At 69.4% G+C, this 20,179-nt stretch carries 20 protein-coding genes; 11 read left to right on the plus strand and 9 right to left on the minus strand.

Translation table 11 applies throughout. The features are described from left to right. Window positions 1–92: 92 nt before the first annotated feature. The gene (gene lnt, locus ACWGJY_RS11090; protein WP_453260483.1) at window positions 93–1,703 is read left to right on the plus strand and encodes an apolipoprotein N-acyltransferase; all 1,611 of its coding nucleotides are present in this window, start codon (window positions 93–95) and stop codon (window positions 1,701–1,703) included. On the opposite strand, the gene ACWGJY_RS11095 is transcribed toward lnt, so the two are convergent. The 8 genes from ACWGJY_RS11095 to ACWGJY_RS11130 form a co-directional block, all read right to left on the minus strand. Next, window positions 1,672–2,580 (minus strand): Gfo/Idh/MocA family protein, encoded by a 909-nt coding sequence (locus ACWGJY_RS11095; RefSeq protein WP_453260484.1) that lies wholly within the window; start codon window positions 2,578–2,580, stop codon window positions 1,672–1,674. The two genes, lnt and ACWGJY_RS11095, sit on opposite strands and share 32 nt — an antisense overlap. Before the next feature lie 244 nt (window positions 2,581–2,824). Continuing rightward, on the minus strand, window positions 2,825–3,361 hold the full coding sequence (locus ACWGJY_RS11100; RefSeq protein WP_453260520.1) for a hypothetical protein: 537 nt from the start codon (window positions 3,359–3,361) through the stop codon (window positions 2,825–2,827). Window positions 3,362–3,501: 140 nt separating this feature from the next. Next, window positions 3,502–4,170 (minus strand): uracil-DNA glycosylase, encoded by a 669-nt coding sequence (locus ACWGJY_RS11105; RefSeq protein WP_453260521.1) that lies wholly within the window; start codon window positions 4,168–4,170, stop codon window positions 3,502–3,504. 564 nt (window positions 4,171–4,734) lie between these two features. Beyond that, on the minus strand, window positions 4,735–5,505 hold the full coding sequence (locus tag ACWGJY_RS11110) for an SDR family oxidoreductase (RefSeq protein WP_453260485.1): 771 nt from the start codon (window positions 5,503–5,505) through the stop codon (window positions 4,735–4,737). 28 nt (window positions 5,506–5,533) lie between these two features. Then, entirely contained in the window at window positions 5,534–6,295 is a 762-nt protein-coding gene (gene fabG / locus ACWGJY_RS11115; RefSeq protein ID WP_453260486.1) for a 3-oxoacyl-ACP reductase FabG, read from the minus strand. A 252-nt stretch (window positions 6,296–6,547) separates the two neighbouring features. After that, the gene (locus tag ACWGJY_RS11120; RefSeq protein ID WP_453260487.1) at window positions 6,548–6,943 is read right to left on the minus strand and encodes a DUF3037 domain-containing protein; all 396 of its coding nucleotides are present in this window, start codon (window positions 6,941–6,943) and stop codon (window positions 6,548–6,550) included. Further along, window positions 6,940–7,764, minus strand: coding sequence for a HipA family kinase (locus ACWGJY_RS11125; protein WP_453260488.1), 825 nt, complete (start codon window positions 7,762–7,764; stop codon window positions 6,940–6,942). The genes ACWGJY_RS11120 and ACWGJY_RS11125 overlap by 4 nt, the downstream gene beginning before the upstream one ends. 107 nt (window positions 7,765–7,871) lie before the next feature. After that, window positions 7,872–8,720: a tyrosine-type recombinase/integrase gene (locus ACWGJY_RS11130; protein WP_453260489.1), complete on the minus strand. Its 849-nt coding sequence runs from the start codon at window positions 8,718–8,720 to the stop codon at window positions 7,872–7,874. A gap of 309 nt (window positions 8,721–9,029) precedes the next feature. Between ACWGJY_RS11130 and ACWGJY_RS11135 the strand changes: the two genes are divergently transcribed. Both ACWGJY_RS11135 and ACWGJY_RS11140 read left to right on the plus strand, forming a co-directional pair. Continuing rightward, window positions 9,030–9,659 carry a class I SAM-dependent methyltransferase gene (locus ACWGJY_RS11135; RefSeq protein WP_406222826.1) on the plus strand — a complete coding sequence of 210 codons (630 nt, stop codon included), beginning with the start codon at window positions 9,030–9,032 and terminating at the stop codon, window positions 9,657–9,659. 271 nt (window positions 9,660–9,930) lie between these two features. Then, window positions 9,931–10,806, plus strand: a complete 876-nt coding sequence (locus ACWGJY_RS11140) for a GNAT family N-acetyltransferase (RefSeq protein ID WP_453260490.1) — start codon at window positions 9,931–9,933, stop codon at window positions 10,804–10,806. 143 nt (window positions 10,807–10,949) lie between these two features. Here ACWGJY_RS11140 and ACWGJY_RS11145 read toward each other — a convergent pair whose 3' ends face one another. Continuing rightward, entirely contained in the window at window positions 10,950–12,065 is a 1,116-nt protein-coding gene (locus ACWGJY_RS11145) for a methyltransferase domain-containing protein (protein ID WP_453260491.1), read from the minus strand. 498 nt (window positions 12,066–12,563) lie between these two features. Between ACWGJY_RS11145 and ACWGJY_RS11150 the strand changes: the two genes are divergently transcribed. The 8 genes from ACWGJY_RS11150 to ACWGJY_RS11185 all read left to right on the plus strand — a co-directional run bounded on the left by ACWGJY_RS11150 (window position 12,564) and on the right by ACWGJY_RS11185 (window position 19,982). Beyond that, window positions 12,564–13,046: a transposase gene (locus tag ACWGJY_RS11150; protein WP_453260492.1), complete on the plus strand. Its 483-nt coding sequence runs from the start codon at window positions 12,564–12,566 to the stop codon at window positions 13,044–13,046. Between the two features lie 231 nt (window positions 13,047–13,277). Continuing rightward, the gene (locus tag ACWGJY_RS11155) at window positions 13,278–13,787 is read left to right on the plus strand and encodes a TetR/AcrR family transcriptional regulator (protein WP_453260493.1); all 510 of its coding nucleotides are present in this window, start codon (window positions 13,278–13,280) and stop codon (window positions 13,785–13,787) included. Between the two features lie 440 nt (window positions 13,788–14,227). Further along, on the plus strand, window positions 14,228–15,187 hold the full coding sequence (locus ACWGJY_RS11160; protein ID WP_453260522.1) for a LysR family transcriptional regulator: 960 nt from the start codon (window positions 14,228–14,230) through the stop codon (window positions 15,185–15,187). 216 nt (window positions 15,188–15,403) lie between these two features. Continuing rightward, window positions 15,404–17,359 (plus strand): collagenase, encoded by a 1,956-nt coding sequence (locus ACWGJY_RS11165; protein ID WP_453260494.1) that lies wholly within the window; start codon window positions 15,404–15,406, stop codon window positions 17,357–17,359. A 630-nt stretch (window positions 17,360–17,989) separates the two neighbouring features. Further along, window positions 17,990–18,619 carry a methyltransferase domain-containing protein gene (locus tag ACWGJY_RS11170; RefSeq protein WP_453260495.1) on the plus strand — a complete coding sequence of 210 codons (630 nt, stop codon included), beginning with the start codon at window positions 17,990–17,992 and terminating at the stop codon, window positions 18,617–18,619. Then, on the plus strand, window positions 18,616–18,867 hold the full coding sequence (locus ACWGJY_RS11175; RefSeq protein WP_453260496.1) for a hypothetical protein: 252 nt from the start codon (window positions 18,616–18,618) through the stop codon (window positions 18,865–18,867). The genes ACWGJY_RS11170 and ACWGJY_RS11175 overlap by 4 nt, the downstream gene beginning before the upstream one ends. A 145-nt stretch (window positions 18,868–19,012) precedes the next feature. Continuing rightward, window positions 19,013–19,471, plus strand: a complete 459-nt coding sequence (locus tag ACWGJY_RS11180) for an HAD-IA family hydrolase (protein ID WP_453260523.1) — start codon at window positions 19,013–19,015, stop codon at window positions 19,469–19,471. 121 nt (window positions 19,472–19,592) lie between these two features. Beyond that, window positions 19,593–19,982 (plus strand): helix-turn-helix domain-containing protein, encoded by a 390-nt coding sequence (locus ACWGJY_RS11185; RefSeq protein WP_453260497.1) that lies wholly within the window; start codon window positions 19,593–19,595, stop codon window positions 19,980–19,982. The last annotated feature ends 197 nt before the right edge of the window (window positions 19,983–20,179 follow it).

Below are 20,179 nucleotides of genomic sequence, written 5' to 3' on the forward strand. Positions count from 1 at the left end.
CGGGGTCGGCCGTTGCGGCGACCCCCCTTTCGCTGCCCGGCCCCTGCGCGCACACTGGCCGTCCGACCGGCCGGAACCCCCAGGGAGGCCGCATGGACAGACCGCTCGGCCGTCAGGCACGGTGGCTCGGCTCTCCCTGGGCACGGGGGGTGGCCGCCGCGCTCGCCGGCGCGGTGCCGGCCCTCACCTTTCCCGCGCCGTCCTGGTGGTGGCTGGCGTACGGCGCCCTGGTGCCGTGGCTGCTGCTGGTGCGGTCGGCGCCGACCTACCGGCGGGCGGCGCTGGACGGCTGGCTGGGCGGCACCGGCTTCATACTGGCCGTCCACCAGTGGCTGCTGCCGAGCCTGCACATCTTCATCCTCGTGCTCGCCCTGCTGCTCGGGGCGCTGTGGGCGCCCTGGGGGGTGCTGGTCCGTGCGCTGCTGGGCGGCGCGCCCCCGGCGAGCGCGGGGGCGCGAGCGGGGTCCCCCCGGACGGGGTCCGCGGGCTCCTCGGGCGAAGGGCGGCAGCGGGTGACGGGCGGGCGGTGTGCCGCCGCGCTGGTGCTGGTGCCGTCGGGCTGGCTGATGGTCGAATTGGTCCGGTCCTGGGAGTACTTGGGCGGCCCCTGGGGGCTCCTCGGCGCCGGCCAGTGGCAGCTGCCGCCCGCGCTGCGGCTGGCGTCGATCGGCGGGGTGTGGCTGCTGAGCCTGCTGATCGTGGCGGTGAACACCGCACTGGCCGAGCTGATCGCCCGCCCGGCGGCCCGGCTGCCCGCCGTCGCCGGGCTGCTGGTGTGCGTCCTGGCGGGCACCGTGGTCTGGTTCTGGGGGCCGGCCCCCAGGATCACCGGCACGGTCCGGATGGCCGTCGTCCAGCCCGGCCTGACCGGCACCCCCTCGGCGCGTCTGGCCAGGAGTGAGGCCCTCACCCGGTCGCTGGCGGGCCGCGGCGTGCGCCTGGTCGTCTGGGGCGAGAGCAGCCTCTCCACGGACCCGGCGGACCACCCGGCGCTCGCCGCCCGGCTCGCCGCCCTCTCCCGGCAGACCGGCGCCGAGCTGCTGATCAACGCCGATTCCGCGCACGCCGGACGGCCGGGCATCTCCAAGAGCGCGGTACTGATCGGACCGGACGGACCGACCGGGGACCGCTACGCCAAGATGCGGCTGGTGCCCTTCGGCGAATACGTCCCGTTCCGGTCCGTGCTGGGCTGGGCGACCCGGGTGGGCAAGGCGGCCACCACGGACCGGCTGCGCGGCACCCACCAGGTGGTGATGCCCATCGCCACCGCGGGCGGACTGCGCATCGGGCCGCTGGTGTGCTTCGAGACGGCCTTCCCCGACATGAGCCGCCATCTGGCGCGTGACGGTGCGCGGGTGCTGGTCGCCCAGTCCGCGACCTCGACGTTCCAGGACAGCTGGGCGCCCGCGCAGCATGCGTCGCTGGGCGCGCTGCGGGCGGCGGAGAACTGGCGGCCGATGGTGCACGCCACGCTCACCGGCATCAGTGCGGCGTACGGCCCGCGGGGTGAGCAGATCGGCGAGCGGCTCGGCACCGATCGCAGCGCGGCGGCCGTCTACGACCTGCCGCTGGCCGAGGGCACCAGCCCGTACACCCGGTTCGGTGACTGGGCGGTGTACGGAGCGATGGGCACACTGGTGCTCGCCGGCGGATACGCGGGGCTGCGGGCGCTCAGCAGGCGGCCTGCGCGAGCGCGTCGGTGACCACCCGTTCGCACAGTTCGTGGGTACGCAGCGCGTCCTCGGCGGACGGCTGCCGGCCGGCCCGTACGTCGTCCAGGAACGCCAGGACGATCTGCTCGATCCCGCGCTGCCGGGCGACCGGCACCCAGTCGCCGCGCCGCCGGATGCTCGGCTGCCCCTTGTGGTCGATGACCTCGGCGAGATTGACGACCTGGCGCTTGGTGTCCTGCCCGGAGACGTCGAGGATCTCCTCCGTGGAGCCGCTGAGGCGGTTCATGATGCCGAGGGCGGTGAAGCCGTCGCCGGACAGCTGCAGCACCACATGCTGCATCAGTCCGTCACGGATCCTGGCGCGCACATCGATGTGGTCGATGTCGCCGGGGACGAGGAACCGCAAGGTGTCCACGACGTGGATGAAGTCGTCCAGCACCAGTGTGCGCGGGTCCTCGGGCAGGCCGATACGGTTCTTCTGCATCACGATCAGATCGCGTGCGTGTTCGCGGCACTGGGTGTAGGCGGGCGCGAAGCGGCGGTTGAAGCCGACGGCGAGGCCCACTCCCCGGTCCTCGGCGAGCGCGACGATGCGCTGGGACGTGGCGAGTTCGTAGGAGATCGGCTTGTCGACATAGGTCGGTACGCCGGCCTCGATCAGCCGGGTCACGATCTCGGGGTGGGCGGCGGTGGCGGCGTGCACGAAGGCCGCGTCCAGGCCCGTGGCGAGCAGCGAGTCCAGGTCCGTATGGAGCTGCTCCGCGGTCAGCCGGTGGGCGGCGCCGACACGTTCGAGGGTGGCCGGGGTGCGGGTGTGCAGATGCAGTTCGAGCCCTGGTTGTGTGCCCAGTACGGGGAGATACGCCTTCTGGGCGATATCGCCGAGTCCGATGCAGCCGACCTTCACTCGTGCTCCTTGGGTTGCGCCGCGGCCCTGGTGCCTCGCGTGCCGGAAGCATACGTGCCGGCCGGCGGCCGCCCGTCGGCGATCCCGTCCAGGGGCCGCAGCACCGGATCCGGGGCGAAGCGGGCGGTGGCGCCATCAGGTCCGAGGTTCGGGGTCATCGGGTGGACGGCGTCGCCGAGCAGGGCGACCCGGCCCCGGTGGACGACCCGGCCCCGGTGGAAGACCCTGGGCCCGCGGCGCCGGGCTACGGGGTGTGGCCCGCGATGCCGTCGATCCGCAGTTGCAGGCGGTCGATGGCGTCCCGGAGCCCCTGGCGGTACTGGCCGTCGGCGAGGGCGTTGACCGAGGCACGGGCGCGCCGCAGCTGGGCGCGCGCATCGGCCGGCCGGTCCAGGGCGGCGTAGTCGGCCGCGATATTGAGATGCAGCGAGGGGAAGAATGCCCGGAGCGCGACGAGGGGGTGGCGGGGTCCGGGACCGTCGGCGACCTTCGGCTCCCCCTGTGCGGCACCGGCTCCGGGCCGTTCGGTGACGAAGCCCTCGGCCGCCTCCAGGGCCCTGAGGTCCCAGTCCAGTTCATCCCTGGGGTCGTCCTGGGTGTCGGCCATGTAATGGGCGAGGGTGCAGCGGTGGAAGGCATCTCCCTGCGGCCCGATCTCGTGCCACAGCGCCGAGAGACGGTTGCGTGCCTCTTCCCGGTCGCCGGCACGATGCAACATGATTGCCTGGCCGATCCGGGTCAGCACCCCGTCCTCGGGCGTCGCCTCCCGCCGCTTCTCCACCACCGTGCACTCCGTATTCGCTCACCACGGCCACTGCCGCTCCCCCGACGCTAACCGCCGGAAGGGACCTGCGCGCGGTGTGCGCGACGCACCGGGTGGTGGGGGCGCCCCCGGCCCGGCCGGCGGCCGGGCCCGCCGGCTCAGCCCAGGTCAGGGATGCGCCAGTCGATCGGGGCATGGCCCTGTGCGGCGACCGCGGCGTTGATCTGGGTGAAGGGGCGGGAGCCGAAGAACTTCTTCGCCGACAGCGGGGAGGGGTGCGCGCCCTGCACCACGGCATGCCGCTCCTCGTCGATCAGCGGCAGCTTCTTCTTGGCGTAATTCCCCCACAGCACGAAGACCGCCGGGTCGGGCCGGGCGGCCACGGCGCGGATCACCGCGTCGGTGACCTTCTCCCAGCCCTTGCCCTTGTGCGAATTGGCCTCGGCCTCGCGGACCGTGAGAACGGCGTTCAGCAACAGCACGCCCTGCTGGGCCCAGGGCATCAGATAGCCGTTGTCCGGAATCGGGTGGCCCAGCTCCTCCTTCATCTCCTTGTAGATGTTCCGCAGCGACGGCGGTGTCTTGACACCGGGCTGCACGGAGAAGCACAGGCCGTGGCCCTGGCCCGCACCGTGGTACGGGTCCTGGCCCAGGATGAGCACCTTCACCTGGTCGTAAGGCGTCGCCTCCAGCGCCGCGAAGACCTGCTCGCGGGGCGGATAGACCGGGCCCTCGGCCCGCTCCTGCTCGACGAAGTCGGTGAGCTCCTTGAAATAGGGCTTCTCCCACTCCTCGCCGAGGACCCCGCGCCAGGACTCGGGCAGCATGTCGGTGACCACGTCAACAACCTCCGGTGTGCGATGCGTTCTCACTCACAGAACCTACCGGCGACCACTGACAACGCCGTCCGCAGGCCGGGGGCCCCGCCCGCAGCCGGCACCCGGCCCGTCCCAGGCGGTGTCGGGCCGGGTGGCCGTACCGCTCCGGCAGCGGCCGGTCCGCACGTAAGGAGGCACCTGCCCTCAGCGTCCCATGCCCGAGCGGCACCGGACCGGGCGGGCGCTGCCGCGTGATCGGGGAACTCCTCGTCGCGCTCCACCGGCATCCCGCGGGGCAGGCCCGGTGCGGCCGCCGGCAGCTGCACCGCCGCTGTACGGCACGGAAGCCGGGTGCAGGGCATCTCTCCACGGCAGGCCTGCCGGCGCACGGGGTGCCGGCCCCGATGAGGGCCGGCACCGCAGACTCCGTCTCCTGGAGCGCACCCGGGCGCAAGGCCCCGTCAGGAACCCGCCCGGCAGTCGGACCCGGCACCGGTCGTCAGACCCCGGCGGGGCCCCGGCCCTCAGCCCCCGGCGGGGCCCGGTCGTCAGACCCCGGCCGGGCCCCGGTCGTCAGACCCCGGCGTTGAGGAACAGGCCGCCGTCGACGACCAGCGTCTGGCCGGTGATCCAGCCCGAGGCGTCGGACAGCAGGAAGGCCGCGGCTCCGCCGATGTCCTCCGGGACGCCGAGCCGCGCCATGGGGTAGCCCGCCGCCGCCTCCTCCTCGCGGTTCTCGTACAGCGCCGCCGCAAACTTGGTCTTGACCACCGCCGGAGCGATGGCGTTGACGCGCACCCCGGGCGCGAACTCGTGGGCGAGCTGGAGCGTCAGGTTCACCATCGCGGCCTTGCTCATCCCGTACGCGCCGATGAAGGGCGAGGGCGCAAGGCCGGCGATCGAGGCGATGTTGACGATCGCGCCGCCGTGGTCCTTCTGCCATGCGTGCCAGGTGCGCTGGGCGAAGCCGAGCGCCGAGACGACATTGGTCTCGAACACCTTGCGCGCGACCCCCAGGTCGAGGTCGGCGATGGGGCCGAACACCGGGTTCGTTCCGGCGTTGTTGACGAGGTAGTCGACGCGGCCGAAGGCCTCCATCGCGCGCTCGACGGCAACGGCCTGGTGCGCCTCGTCATGCGCCTTGCCGGCGACGCCGGTCACCCGGTCGGCGCCCAGCTTCTCGGCGGCCTCCTTGAGGGCGTCCTCGTTACGGCCGGTGATGACGACCCGGTCGCCGCGGGCCACCAGGGCCTCGGCGATGCCGTAGCCGATACCGCGGCTGGCACCGGTGATCAGCGCCACCTTGCCGGAGGGCTCGGGGAGCCCGCTGTGCTGCTCGGTCATGTCCCGTACTCCTGAAGTCGGTGGGCGGTCAGTTGAGCGGGCCGCCGGCGACGTACATGACCTGGCCGGAGACGAAGCCGGCCGCATCGCCGGTGAAGAAGGCGATCGCGTTGGCGATGTCCTCGGGCCGGCCGACCCGCTGGACGGGGATCTGGGTCGCGGCCGCGGCTTGGAAGTCCTCGAAGCCCATGCCCACGCGCTCGGCGGTGGCGGCGGTCATGTCGGTGACGATGAAGCCGGGGGCGACCGCGTTGGCGGTGACGCCGAACTTGCCGAGTTCGATGGCGAGGGTCTTGGTGAACCCCTGCAGACCGGCCTTGGCCGCCGAGTAGTTGACCTGGCCGCGGTTGCCGAGCGCCGAGCTGGAGGAGAGGTTCACGATCCGGCCGAACTTGGCGTCCACCATGTGCTTCTGGCAGGCGCGGGACATCAGGAACGCGCCGCGCAGATGCACGTTCATGACCATGTCCCAGTCGGTCTCGCTCATCTTGAACAGCAGGTTGTCGCGGAGCACACCGGCGTTGTTGACGAGGACGGTCGGCGCACCGAGCTCGGAGGCGACCCGGGTGACCGCCGCCTCCACCTGCTCTGCGTCCGAGACGTCGCAGCCGACCGCGATGGCCTTGCCGCCGGCCTTGGTGATCTTCTCGACGGTGTCCTTGCAGGCCGCCTCGTCCAGGTCGAGTACGGCGACGGCACGGCCCTCGGCGGCCAGGCGGACGGCGGTGGCCGCGCCGATACCGCGGGCCGCGCCCGTCACGATGGCGACGCGCTGCTCGGTGGTGGACATGCGGGTTCTCCTCACCCTCGAAACCTCGACAAGCGGTCCGCCGCACCGATCCCGTGGGTGAGCAACCGCTTAGTAGCCTGAGCAGGGCTGACGCTAGAAGCCCGGCAACGCGCTGTCAACGCCCCACCACTGCGCCGTTGCCCACCTCACCCGCGCCACATGCCGGAGCCCGGCGCGATCAGGTCACACGACGGAGCGCCCGGACCGCCCACAGGCGGAACCGGGCGCTCCGGACGTCGCTCCCCCAGGACCTCAGCGCACCAACAACTCCAACAGCCGCTCGGCCTCGGCGGCGGGATCGGCGGTCAGCCCGGTGTGCACCGGCCCCGGCTGGACGATGGTGCTGCGCGGCGCCATCAGCCAGCGGAAACGACGCCCCGCGTCGTCCCCGGCCGCCTGTCCGGCCCGCTCGCCGCCCTGGCAGATGCCCTCGACGGCGCCGAGCGCGGCCCGCACCCCGGCCACGTCCGTCGTGGGATCCAGGGCCAGCAGCCGGGCCTCGTCCAGATGGGTCCTGGCCTCGACGAAGCGCCGGGCGCGGCAGTAGACGACCACCCCGGCATTGATCATCTCGCCCCGCTCGACCCGGGGCACGACCCTCAGCAGCGCGTACTCGAACACATCGCGCCCGTTGTGCAGACCGGTCACTTCACTGCCCTCCGCGTCAGCCTTCCGGACAGCCATTCCGGTGCCTGCGAGGGCTTGTCCGCCGTGGGCTGCCCAAGCGTGATCCGCTCGCTGATCCTCCGGGCGCGGGCCAGCAGCGTGTGCACATACGCGCGGCGCAGCGCGTCCGGGGAGTCGAAGCCGGGCTCGCCGGCCAGCCATGCGTCCGGCACATCGGCCGCGATCCCGGTCAGCAGCTCCTCGGTGATCAGCGGGGCGAACTCCTCGGCCGCCGCCGCGACATCCGGCCCGAAGGTGGCCAGCACATGGTCGGAAGCGTCGTACGGCCGGAGCGAAGCCTTCTCCGCGCTCGGCCAGTTGTGGTGCCAGATCATCGCCGCGCCATGGTCGATCAGCCACAGTTCGCCGTGCCAGACCAGCAGGTTGGGATTGCGCCAGGACCGGTCGACATTGTTGATCAGCGCGTCGAACCACACCACACGGCCGGCCTCGCGGGCACTCACCTCGAAGGCGAGCGGATCGAAGCCCAGCGATCCGGGGAGGTAGTCCATCCCCAGATTGAGCCCGCCGCTCGCCTTCAGCAGCTCCTGGACCTCCTGGTCCGGCTCGCCCAGCCCGATGACCGGATCGAGCTGCATCTGCACCAGCTCCGGCACCCGCAGCCCGAGCCGCCGGCCCAGCTCTCCGCAGATGACCTCGGCAACGAGCGTCTTCCGCCCCTGCCCGGCGCCGGTGAACTTCATGATGTAGGTACCGAGGTCGTCCCCCTCGACGATCCCCGGAAGCGAGCCGCCCTCACGCAGGGGGGTGACATAGCGGGTCGCTGTGACTTCTGGCAGCATTTTCCCAGGCAATCTGGCCTAGCGGCCTTACGATCCATGATTAGGCCCGGAGCGGCCCAAGTTGGAGAATCCGCCGCGATCAGCCCTGGGGAGAGTCTGGGGAGTTTCTACCGGCACGGTGGATCCCCCTTCCTCTCGAGCAGTCCGTCAATGGCGGTGCGCCCCTTGCTTCCGGCTTCCGGCATGAAGTGAGCATAGTAACCGAGCGTGACAGTCGGCGAGGAGTGCCCGAGCCACCGCGCCACAGTCACCACGGACTCCCCCGCCTCCAGCATCATCGAGGCGTAGGTGTGCCGCAGAACGTGGAATCCGTCCTTCGGCACCGCCTCCCACTGCCACGGCTTCGCCCCTTTGGGGCGCGGCGGAATAATGCCGGCCTTGGCCGGCGCGGGCTTCCATGTGTAGGTATTCCACGTGTTCACGGCCACGGCGTTGCCGAATCGCGTAGCGAGAACAAGGGAGAACGTTCGCGGCCTGTCTCCCCCGGGCTTCCCCCACGGGAGCTCAACATCCACCGGCGGGAACGCCTTGCCATGGCGCTTCAGCTCCTGGGCGACCGAGGGCGGCATGTCGACGCTACGCGTTTTCGCCCCCTTGGGCAGGGCGAAGAACAATCTGCCGCCTATCGCCTGAACTTGGCGGCGAACGTGAAGCACGCCTCTCGCATGGTCGATGTCTTCCGGGCTCAGCCCGAAGACTTCGCCCTGACGAAGCCCGCACCCCAGGCCAAGTACGACGGCCACTCCATGCCGAGGGCTGATCACGTCCCGAACTCGCAGTGCAGTCTCCAGCGACCATGCCTCCCGGCGCTCCCGTGAGGCCTTGGGCCACCGCACGGATTTCGCGTGCATCGGATTCCTGGAGAGCCGCTTGTCGTCAACAGCCGCCTCCAGGATGCTGGACAACTCGGACAGGATTCCGCGCAGGTAGCCGACCGAGGAGACCGTGGCCTCCAACTTTTCGCTGAACTAACCCGGCCCTGCTTTACTTTGGCGCGATGAGTCAGCTGTTACAGCAAGCAGGGCCGCTCCCCGAGTGGCGCGGCGGCAGGTCACCCAGAGGCCACCTACGGCGTGACCCTGAACCTGAACACAACTCCCTGAAATGGGCTGGGCCTGGCGGGCAGCCGACCTGGTTCTCGACCTGGCTTCTCCGAACTACCGAGGCGTCCCATGATCAGGTGACGGGACGATCAGTCCTGAGGGGAAGGGCCGGTATGGGGCCGGAGAACGGCTGCGTACGGCGCGGGTGTTACTTTCCTTCCCGTGTTAAAACACCAGGACGAGACCAGGGCGGCCTACGACGGGGTCGTCGAGCTGTACGCGTCGATGTTCGCTAATGGGTTGGAGACGCAGCCGTTCGCGCGGAACATGATCGGCACCTTCGCCGAGCTCGTGCGTGGCACGGGGAACCGGCGGGCAGCCGACGTCGGGTGCGGACCCGGTCATCTGACGGCCATGCTGCACGACTTGGGGCTGGACGCCTTCGGGCTCGACCTCTCCCCGGCCATGGTCGACCACGCTCGGCGGGCCCATCCGGCACTGCGGTTCGACGAAGCGCGAATGGAAGCCCTGCCGGTCGAGGACGGCGCGCTCGGCGGAGTGCTGGCCCACTACTCGATGATCCATACCCCACCTGGAGAATTGCCCGCGCTGCTCGCCGAGCAGGTGCGTGTCCTGGCACCAGGGGGCCTGCTCCTGGTGTCCTTCTTCGGGACCGAGGGGCCGGAACCAGTCCGCTTCGATCACAAGGTGGCGCCCGCCTATAGCTGGCCGGCCGAGAGGTTCGCCGAGTTGCTGGCCGGGGCCGGACTCGTCACGGTGGCTCGGTTGCTCCACGACCCAGCGTCCGAGCGGGGCTTCCTCGACACCCACTTGCTGGCCCGCCGCCCGTAGAGCGTGGCCCGTGGCCTGGGCCGGGTGGTGCAGATCATTCGCCTGGATGAAGCTCGTCGCGCCGCGTTCTGGCCGATCGATTTCGATCGGTGCCAGCGTCCACTGGGTAGGTGTTTTTGATCCCTGGCCGTGAGGTGGGTACGGCTGGATGATCTGGCCCGTGGGGGTTGACGGGACGGCTCGGCGGTACTGCCGGGAGGCGGTGATCCGCTTCCTAACTCATCTTCGGGCATCGGCTCTCCGGCTTCTAGTGCATGCGGGATCATGAAGCATGCGCCCAGATGCCTGGCACCTTACCGAAGACATCGACGACTTCCTCACCCGCGCCGGAGAGTTCCTCCGCTCGCGCCCCGCCCTGCACAACACGCCGCTCACCACGTTGGATAAGTGGCGGACCCACCCAGGCGCGTACACGCCCGGCACCGTCCTCTTCGGCCGACTGGAGTCGGACGGTGAGACCCAGGCGATCTTCTACCGCCCGCCGACTCGCCGGCTGACCCTCACTCCGCTCTCCCCCGAACAGGCCGACGCCCTCGCTGCCCATCTGACCGGCCTTGGCCACACGCTGTCCGGCGTCACCGCGGACCACGACACCGCCACCGCGTTCGCCAAAGCCTGGCAGCAGCACACCGGCGCGACGTCTACGCTCCGCGTCCGGATGCACCTGTACCGCCTGGATACCCTCGCCCCGCCGAAGCCGCACCCGGACGGCCGCAGCCGCCTGGTCGGCCAGCAGGACCATGAGCACCTCATGCGCTGGTGCCGCGAACTCGCCGCCGACCTCGGGGAGACCGTAACCATCGACGCCGCCTCCTGGGCTGGCACCCGCTTCGCCGAGAAGCGCTACACCTTCTGGGAGACCCCGGACACAACCCCCGTCTCCATGGCCGGTCTGAACCCAATGGTCGCTGGGATGGTCCGGGTAGACCCCGTCTACACCCCGGCCCACCTCCGTGGCCGCGGCTACGCGGCCGCCGTGACCACCCAGGTGAGCCGGGCCGCGCTCGCTGCAGGTGCCACGGAGGTCGTGCTGTACACAGACGCGGGCAACCCCACCAGTAACGCCCTCTACCAACGACTCGGCTACCGCCGGGTCACCGACTGGGCCCCGTACGACTTCGCGTACACCGAACCGGAAGCCAGCTGAACTGACACGACAGGCACAAACAACACCGCAGCACCACCAGAACTCCGTCGCCTGGACCGGCCTGTGCTTCGGTGAACATGTCGGCTCGCCGAGTCGTTGCCATGGCGGCATCATCGGTGGTCGCGCGCCGGCCAGCAACGCGACTACGGCATCTTGCGCGCCGTGGCCACCAGGTAGCCGAACTCTGGCAGCGTGGACATCGGATGCACCAGGACCTCGATCAACTGTCGGGCCGCGTCACCGAACTGCTCCTCCAGGACGCTACGGTGCTCGGTAGCGCCATCGGCCATGATCCGCAGCGTTCGCCTGGTGTGCTCACTGACGTCCAGCAGCTCGTCCAACTCCAGGCCCGCGCCGGTGATCAGGGCCCGGTAGTCGTCGATGCTGGGAAGTTCGACGATGGCGAACTTCGCCCGCGCGTCGTCGAGTACGTCCTGGTACTCCGGCCTGATCGGTTCACGTTGGCACGTGTCCGCGATCACCAAGCGGCCGCCGGGGCGCAGCACACGCCTCATCTCCGCCAGCGCGCGGGAACGCTCCATGTGCAGCAACGATTCGAACGCCCAGGCCACGTCGAACGAGGCGTCCGGATAGGGCAGCGCCATCGCGTCGGCATGATCGAACCGGACGCGATGGGAAAGGCCCGCCGCCGCGGCGCGGGCATTGGCCTCCTGCGCCTGTCCCGAGTTGATCGTGACGCCGGTGATGTCCGCCTCGACCGTACCGGCCAGGCGGAGCGCGGGCGTGCCGATACCGCAGCCGACATCGAGCATCCGCTGGCCGGGCCGCAGCCCCAGACGCTCGATGAGCAGGTCGGTGAGCCGATCCGTAGCGACGTCCACGGAACTGTCGTCCTCGTCGGAAAGCCAGTATCCGTAGTGGAAGTTCTCACCCCAGAAACGCAGGAACATATGGGTGAACACGTCGTAGAAGTCCGAGACCAGCTCCGGCTGGGTATCCATTTTGTCAGTCATGTCCTTCTTCTCCATGGTGTGATCAGTCGACACGGACGGGCAGGCTGTCCACACCGCACAGAAGCAGGTGAACTGCCAGGGCACCTCGTCCGCGCGCCGGGCCGGCCGAATCGCCGGATACCGGGTCAGCAGCTTGCCCAGCACGATCTCGCCCTCGGTGCGGGCAAGCTCCGGGAGCACGTTTGCAGAGTTGAAATGGCGGATGTCACCAAGCACTCGCGCGCAGTTGTGATGCGACGTGATCATGTACTGCTCGTGATGAGAGTTATAGACAACCGGCCCCAAAGCTCACCATGCATCCATGGTCTCATAGCTTGACTCTGTCGGGGATCTTGGAGTTTCCCGGCGCGACAGCGTGATCAGGGGGCAAGCTCGGGTCGTTCCGTTGACCGATGCAGCCGTCGAGGTGCCTGTTGTCCCTTCGTCCCCGTTCCGGTGAGCAGGTCCCGTCTCTGACCGTGCAGATTGCGCGGGCGAGCAACCCGGGCGGTACGACGGCGATGTGGGTGAGAGACCGGCTGGACGGGCTGTGGCGCGACGAGGACTTCGCCGACTGGTATCCGCGTGACGGGCGTCCGGGTCTGTCGCCCGCTCAACGCGACGCCGCAGGCCGCCTGTTCTGGCGCACCGACGAGGACGGTGGGCCCGGGCTGCCGCCCTCGTCCCGGGCGATCGTCTCTCCCTACGACAACCGGGCCGCTGCCGGGCAACCCCACCCGGCAGCACCGCCGAGGCGAGGGTTTCGGCCGGGACGACTTCCACATCGACTTCGACCGCCGACAGGTGACCTGCCCCCAGGGCGAGGTCAGCCGGGGCTGGCACGGCCCCTACCCGACCTCTTCGCCCACCGCGGCCCCGCTGATCGTGGCACGGTTCACCAAAGGCCAGTGCCGGCCCTGCCCGGTCCGCGCCCAGTGCACCACCTCCCGAGAAAGCGCCCGCAACGTCGGCTTTCCCCCACGAGCACTCCGCGACCTGCAACTCCGCGTCCGCACCGAGCAACAGACCCCCGAGTGGAAGACCCGCTACGCGGTGCGCTCCGGAGTGGAAGGCACGGTCAACGAGTTCGTCCACGGCCACGGCATGCGACGCTGCCGCTACCGAGGACAGGACAAGGCCCACCTTCAGCACGTTCTGACTGCCATCGCCGTCAACATCGAGCGCCTCAGCGGACTGTCACCGACCGGGGAAACACACCCACCCCGCCAGCCGACCGCCTTCCAGAACTACCTCGATCAGCACGAGATCCCCCGACTGAAGTCCTGACGAACCCTCGGCAGCTGACCTCGGCAACTCCAAGATCCCCGACAGAGTCATCTCGTAGCCGCCTTTGGCGGGTCGAATCGGGGTCACGCCCCGAAGCAGGTCGAGGCGTCGCATGAAGCGGCGAAGCCCGCCCGCTCGTGGAGCCCCCGGCGACAATGCCCGGCCCTCCGGGAGGCCCCTTGTCACCGTCACGGGGCCTCCCGGCAGCCAAACACCCGCCGCCCGTGGGAAGTGTCCCTGGCGGAGCTGACACGCTCGGCCGACGCCCCGCTGAGCTCGATCGCGAAGAAGGCATGCGTCGGGCAAGGGACCTTCTACCGCAACTTCCCCAACCGCGAGTCACTGGTACTGGAGGTCTACCGCTACGAAGTCCAGCAGGTCGCCGACACCGCGGCCCAGGTGCTGGAGAGCCGCGCACCCGACCAGGCCCTGCGGGAGTGGATGGACCGCCTCACCCAGTACGCCATGGCCAAGGCCGCCCTGGCCGACGCGATGCGCAGGGCAACGTGTAAGCAGACCCAGGCCGGTTTGAGGCACGGCTCGGTCACCTCAGCCGTCACACTCCTGCTGAAGGCGAACGAGGAAGCCGGCACCATCCGCCCTGGGGAGACCCCCGACGACTTCGTACTCGCCATCGCCGGCCTCTGGCAGATCGATCCACACAGTGACTGGCAGTCGCGCGCCGGACGCCTTCTGGACCTCGTCATGGACGGGCTGCGCGTCGGCGCTCCCGGGGCGTGAGCGACGCACCCCCTCCTCGTCATCGTCAAGGCCGTGCGATGAATACGGTCACAGCAGTTCCTTCCAGGGCAGCCCCCTTCCCGGACCGGTCGCCGCAATACGGTCACGGCATGCCTGACGCCCGGTTGGCCACGCCTTCGTTCCTCGTGCTCGCCGTCCTCGGTGTGCTCGCCATCCTCGGTGTGCTCGGCGTGTCCGGTGCGTCCGGTGTGCTCGACGTGTGCGTGATCGTGTGTATCGTCCGGCAATTCCTGAAGCCCGCCCCGGCCACTCGGGGACGGATCTCTGCGGGGCGCACCCGGCTCTGGCGCGATCGGGCAGAGAACGATGGGGTGGACCTCCACACCGAACTGTCGAACGAGGGCCACGTGCTCGGCGCCGCCCCCGCGGTGGCACTGGACGGTTCGGACCGGAGCAGCGTGGACGGGAGGAGTGTGGGCATGGAGCTGGAGCTTCGGCACCTGAGAGTGCTGTGTGCGATTGCCGATGCCGGGAGCGTGGGCCGGGCCGCCTCGGATCTGGGGTACTCGCAGCCGGCCATGAGCACCCAACTCCACCGTATCGAGCAGTACTTCGGCAGTACGCTGTTCGAGCGGAACACCTCGGGTGTGGAGCTGACGCGGTACGGCACGGAGGTCCTGGCCCAGGCCCGTGACGTCCTGGCCCGCGCGGCTGCGATCGGGCGCCGGCCGGCCGCAGGCGGTACGAGAGCCCGCCGCCCGCTGCGCCTGGCCGCGACCAACTCGCCGGTCCTGGCCGGCATGCTCATTCGGCTCCGGAGCCGACTGCCCGATCTCGCGCTCACGGTGAGCAGTGTGTATCGGTCCTCGGAGATCGTCGACCTCCTGGAGCACGGTGAGGTGGACGCCGCAATCGCCGCGGACTACCCCGGACGTGAACTGCGGCACTCGGCCGCCGTGGCGCACCGCGGGATCGTCACCGAGCCGGCCTTCGTTGCCCTGCCGGCCGGGCACCGGCTCCGGCACTGCCGGGAGGTGGCGCTCGCCGACCTGGCCGACGACGCGTGGTTTCTGACCCCGGACGACGGGGCCGGCTGGCCGGGAGTGTTCTACGCGGCCTGCCGGGCGGCCGGATTCATGCCGACGGCGGTCCATGAATTCCTGGGCGACCAGCAGCAGTTACTGAACATGATCGCCGAAGGCATCGGAGTCTCCATCGTGCAAGCGACGCTCCGGCCAACCCCCGACGTCCTCGTCAAACCGCTGGTCGGCACCCCCCTGTGGTGCCGTTATGTGCTGGCCTGGCGACGCGAGAGCCCCGCCGACGAGGTGGCGGACACGCTCTTCGGCTCCGCCGTCGCGGCATACCGGGATCTCATCGCACAGTCTCCGCACCTCCGGGCCTGGGCCTCTCGAACCTGGAGCGTGGCCGGGCCGTAGAGCTTGGTTCAGCGCCCACCCCCTTCGCGTTGGTCAACCGAGCTGCGCGGAACCGCGGTTCGAGCCGCCTGCCGCCAGGATCTTCGGCCCGGATGTTATGGCGAATTCGGTCCAGGTGCTATGTCACACCTTATTGTCGCGGTCGGTGTGCGCTGAGAAGGTGCCACACACGCCTCAGCTCAATCCCGAGGCGCATCTGTCCACGAAGGAGCATGGATGCGCTACCGCTTCCCCCTGTCCAGATGCGTGGCCGGCGGACTGGCCGCCTGCCTCGTCACGGCCGGTCTGCTGACCGCGCCGGCCATGGCGGCGCCACACTCGCCGGCCGCCACCCGGGCCGTCACCGCGTCCCGGACCACCCCCCACGCCGTACCACCGACCGGCCCGACAGTCGGCGCGAACGACCGGCCCGCGCTGCAGAGCCGACGGCTCGGCATCGCTCAACTCCCCCCGCTCAGCGCGAAGAATCCCCCCATTTCTTCGACTGCGGCGGCACGGCAGAAGGGCGCCAAGCACGGCGCCGCGGCCTCCTGCACCCCGGCCGACTTCGGCAGCCGGACCGGCGCCGAACTGGTCACGTTCGTCAAAGCCTCGACCATGGACTGCGTCAACAGCCTGTTCACGGTCACCGGTCAAGACGCGCATAACGTCTTTCGCGAGGACCAGATGGTCACCGTGGCCAACGCGTTCCAGAGCGGGGCAACGACGTATTCCGGCGACAATGCCGACAACGTGTGGCAGCTCGTGCTGTTCCTGCGCGCCGGCTATTTCGTGCAGTTCTACCACCCGGGCGATGTCGGCACCTACGACCCGGCCCTGGCAGCGGCCACCGAAGGTGCCCTGAACGCGTTCTTCGCCAACGCGCACTCCAAGGACGTCACTTCGGACAACGGCAGTATCCTGGGCGAGGTCATCGTCCTCTCGGACAGCGCCAATGAGCAGGGCCGCTTCCTGAACACCTACAAGCAGGTGCTCAGCGGGTACAACAGCTCCTACGACGCCATCCCCAGCATGCTGGCCGCCGTCAACGACGTCTACACGCCTCTGTGGCGCGGAAACTGGAACACCGACTACGTCAACGCGGTCACGGCCGATCCGAGCATCATCGACACCCTGAACACGTTCGCACTCAACCACATGAACCTGCTGGGCACCGCCAATTCCTACCTGGACTCCAACGCCGGGATGAACGTCGGGCGGTACGTCGAGCATGCGGCCCTCCAGGGCAAAGTCCGGCCGCTCATGAAGGGCCTGCTGGACGCCTCGAAGATCACCGGTCCGACCGCGTCCCTGTGGGTCACCGTCGCTTCCCAGGCCGACTACTACGACAAGGCCAACTGCTCGTACTACGGCGTCTGCGGCCTGTCCGACCAACTGGCCAAGGCGGCGCTGCCCATCACCCACGCCTGCGATGCGACGCACACCATCAAGGCGCAGTCGCTGACCCCCCAGGACCTCGACGCCGCCTGCGCCAGCCTGGTGGCCCAGGACCCGTACTTCCACGGCCAGGTGAAGGACAACGGCCCGATCCCCAACCAGTACGAATCGACCGTCCAGCTCGTCGTGTTCGGCAGTCGCAACGACTACCAGACCTACGCCGGGGCCATCTTCGGCGTCGACACCAACAACGGCGGCATCACCCTGATCGGGGATCCGACCAAACCCGACAACCAGCCCAGGTCCCTCATGTACCAGCAGAGCTCCGACAACGGCTTCCCGGCCCGGATCTGGAACCTCAACCACGAGTACACGCACTACCTCGACGCCCGTGACGACATGAAGGGCGACTTCGGCCAGCAGATGGCGGTCCCCGATGTCTGGTGGGTCGAAGGCCTCGCCGAGTACGTCTCGTACAGCTACCGCAAGCTCACCGACAGCGAGGCGGTCACCGAGGCCGGCAAGCACACCTACAGGCTGAGCACGCTGTTCCAAACCACCTACGCCAACACCAATGAGACCCGCACCTACCCCTGGGGCTACCTCGCGGTCCGCTACATGTTCGAGAAGCACCCCTCGGACATCGCCACCATGCTTGAGCACTTCCGGACCGGCGACTACAACGGCGGCTACGCCGTCTACAACACCAATATCGGCACGCGCTACGACGCCGACTTCGACTCCTGGCTCACCGCCTGCGCGGCCGGCGCCTGCGCCGCCACGTCAGGCCGGTGATCACGCCTTCGGGTCAGGGCCGGTGATCACGCCTTCGGGTCAGCGGCCTGCGGCCCGACCGTCCACCTGACCGACAGATCCACCCCGCCCGGCGGCGGCACCATCACCTCACGGTAGTGGCACTTCGGTGATGGCATCATCTCCACGGTCGCCAACCGTCGAAGATCTACGCCGCCGCCGGGACGCACACCATCGGCTGACAGGACTCTCGACAAGTCCCATCGTTGCAGGTCAGCAGCACCACGCTCGACGGCGTTCGGGCCTTGCCGACAACGGAAAGAACTTCTGGTTCCGTGGCTGCATCCGTAGGCCGATGGGACATCGGCCTGGGCCAACGCCGCGTACCCGTACGCGGCGCGCCACCGCTTCGCGAGAAGCGTGTCAGTTCCCTTGGACGGCAAAAGGCAAAGGCAAGGAGAACTCTCTCCTTGCCTTTCTCAACGTGTAGCGCGCTGGGGGGCTTGCCGCAAGACCCGGGTCACGGCGCAGAATCGTCGGCCGATGCCACAACCTGCGGAAAGGGGGGCACGACGTGCGTGTGTTGTTGTCGACGTCTGGGGGACGCGGTGACGTCGAACCAGTGGTGGGACCGGCAGTGCAGTTGCGGGCGCTTGGCGCGGAGGTGCGGGGGTGCGCGCCGCCCGACTGGGCGGAGCGGGCGTCGCGACATCGTCCAACAGCCAGCCGTCGATGGTCGCTCGGCAGCTCAGCGCCCTCGACGTCCGCCCCGGTCACAGCATCCTGGAGATCGGCACGGCCACGGGCTACGTCGCCGCCCTGCTGTGTCGCCGGGCGGGTGAGGAGAACGTCTTCAGCGTGGAGATCGATGGTGTGCTCAGCGCCCGGGCGCAGGCCAACCTCGACGCCGAGGGGCTGTACCCCACCCTGCGAGTTACTGACGGGGAGATGGGTCTCGCTGATCAGGCCCCGTACGACCGGATCCTGTCCACCTGCGCGCTGCGCGAGGTACCTCAGTCCCTGGCCGGTCAGCTCGCGCCGGGCGGTGTCCTGGTGGCCCCGATGACCGACGTCTTCTACGGCGGCGCCACGGTCCACCTGGTCCGCGAGGCCAACGGGGACCTCGTCGGCCGGTTCTTCCACGGCGCTTCCTACATGCCGATGCGCTCCCACCGGCTGCAGAAGCTGGGGCCGCCGGACGTCACCACGGCGCGGCGTCGCGAGACCGGCCTCGATCCCGAGCGGCTCTACCCGTTGGCTTCGCCCTGTTCGGAAGCGCCCGTCTGCCGGGCGTACGGATGACGCACGGGTTCCACCAAGACGTCCGGACCGTGTGGCTTCAGGCCGACGACGGCTCGGCGGCCGTAGCCGGCGGCGGGACAGTGACGGTGTACGGCCCGCGGGACCTGTGGGCGGAGGTCGAAGAGGTCGAGGCGCAGTATGCGGCCTTTGGCCGTCCGGACACCCAGTCCTTCGGTCTGACGGTCACGGAGCACGGTCAGCACCTATGGCTGCACGCACCGACGGAAGCGATCCGGGTGAGCGCCTGAACGGGGCCACTGAGGGGCTGGGCTCGCGGCTTCAGGACCGGGCTCCGTTGGCCGGCCACCGTGGCCCGCCCCATGCCAGGGCAAGCCGCTGAGGAGCCGCGGGTCAGGCTCCAGCCTTCAGATCCCACACCATCACGGCGTGGTGATGATGACGCGCGGGCCGCGCAAGCTGCGGCGGATGGTCGACCGGCTCGGCAACGTCACCGTGGTCCGCGATCTTCCCAGTCTGAAGCGCGTGTTCGAAGGCGCCCCGATCGCCTTCGCTAAGGCTGCCCGCTCCGCCGGGATGAAGCCGGCGATGCTCTCGAACTCCTTCGGCCTGGACCCGTACGACCCATACGCCCACATCGGCGTGATGGACCTGTTCGGCGTGACCGTGATCAGCGAAATCGAGGGGATCGCCAAGCCCGATTCGGTGATCTACCAGACCACCCTTGACCGCATGGGCTTGTCCGGCCCCCAGTGCGTCTTCGTGGATGACCACCTCGGCAATCTGCCGCCGGCGGCCGCGCTTGGCATCCATACCGTGCACGCCACCAGCGAAGACAACACCGTGGCCAGCCTCGAGTCCCTCCTTGGTGTCCGATCCGACTGCCCCGCCTGACCGCTACTCGCATCCCCGTTCGCCCACAACGGTCAACTGCGGTGCGTGCGAACTCGTTTCAGAACCGGCGGCCCGGTCGTACCGTTCGGCAGAGGCCACTTACACGGGAGGGACTGGCAGCATGACGCAATGGACGGCGCACAGTACCGGGACGCGGATCAAGCTGCTGCGCGGCGACATGACGCAGGAACAGCTAGCAGATAGCTCGGGGGTGTCAGTAGCTACTGTCCGAAAGGGGGAGCAGAACGGCAAATTGGGGGTCACCTCGTTGATGCGGCTGGCCTCCGGGCTCAGTACGGACATCTCGGTGATCCTGGGCCAGCAGGCCCCACGCCGGGCGATGGAGCGGGACGAGCGAGCTGCCCTGCGGGACATGTCTGCCGCCGTCCATGATTCTGCCCTGGGGATCGCTGACGTCGAGCCTGGCACCGTCCCTGAGCTGCGCGCCGCCGCGTCGGACAGCGAACGGTCCGGTGCGCAAGCGGGTGGTCGACGAGGTCGCTCCTCTTGAAGCGCACGCGGCCTGCCAGTGCAGCTACTTCAAGGCTTGTCGTACCTGGAACGGATGCCCGCGACTCACACGGGCACAGCCAGTTCCCTGCCAACCGACGGCATGAAGGCCGTCACCCCACCGCTTCCCAGCGCCATGGCCGTGGACCACACCGGCCACGTACACAGTCGAGGCGGTATCGCGCCTGTTCCGACGCG

The organism is Streptomyces sp. NPDC054765 (genome assembly GCF_053612065.1).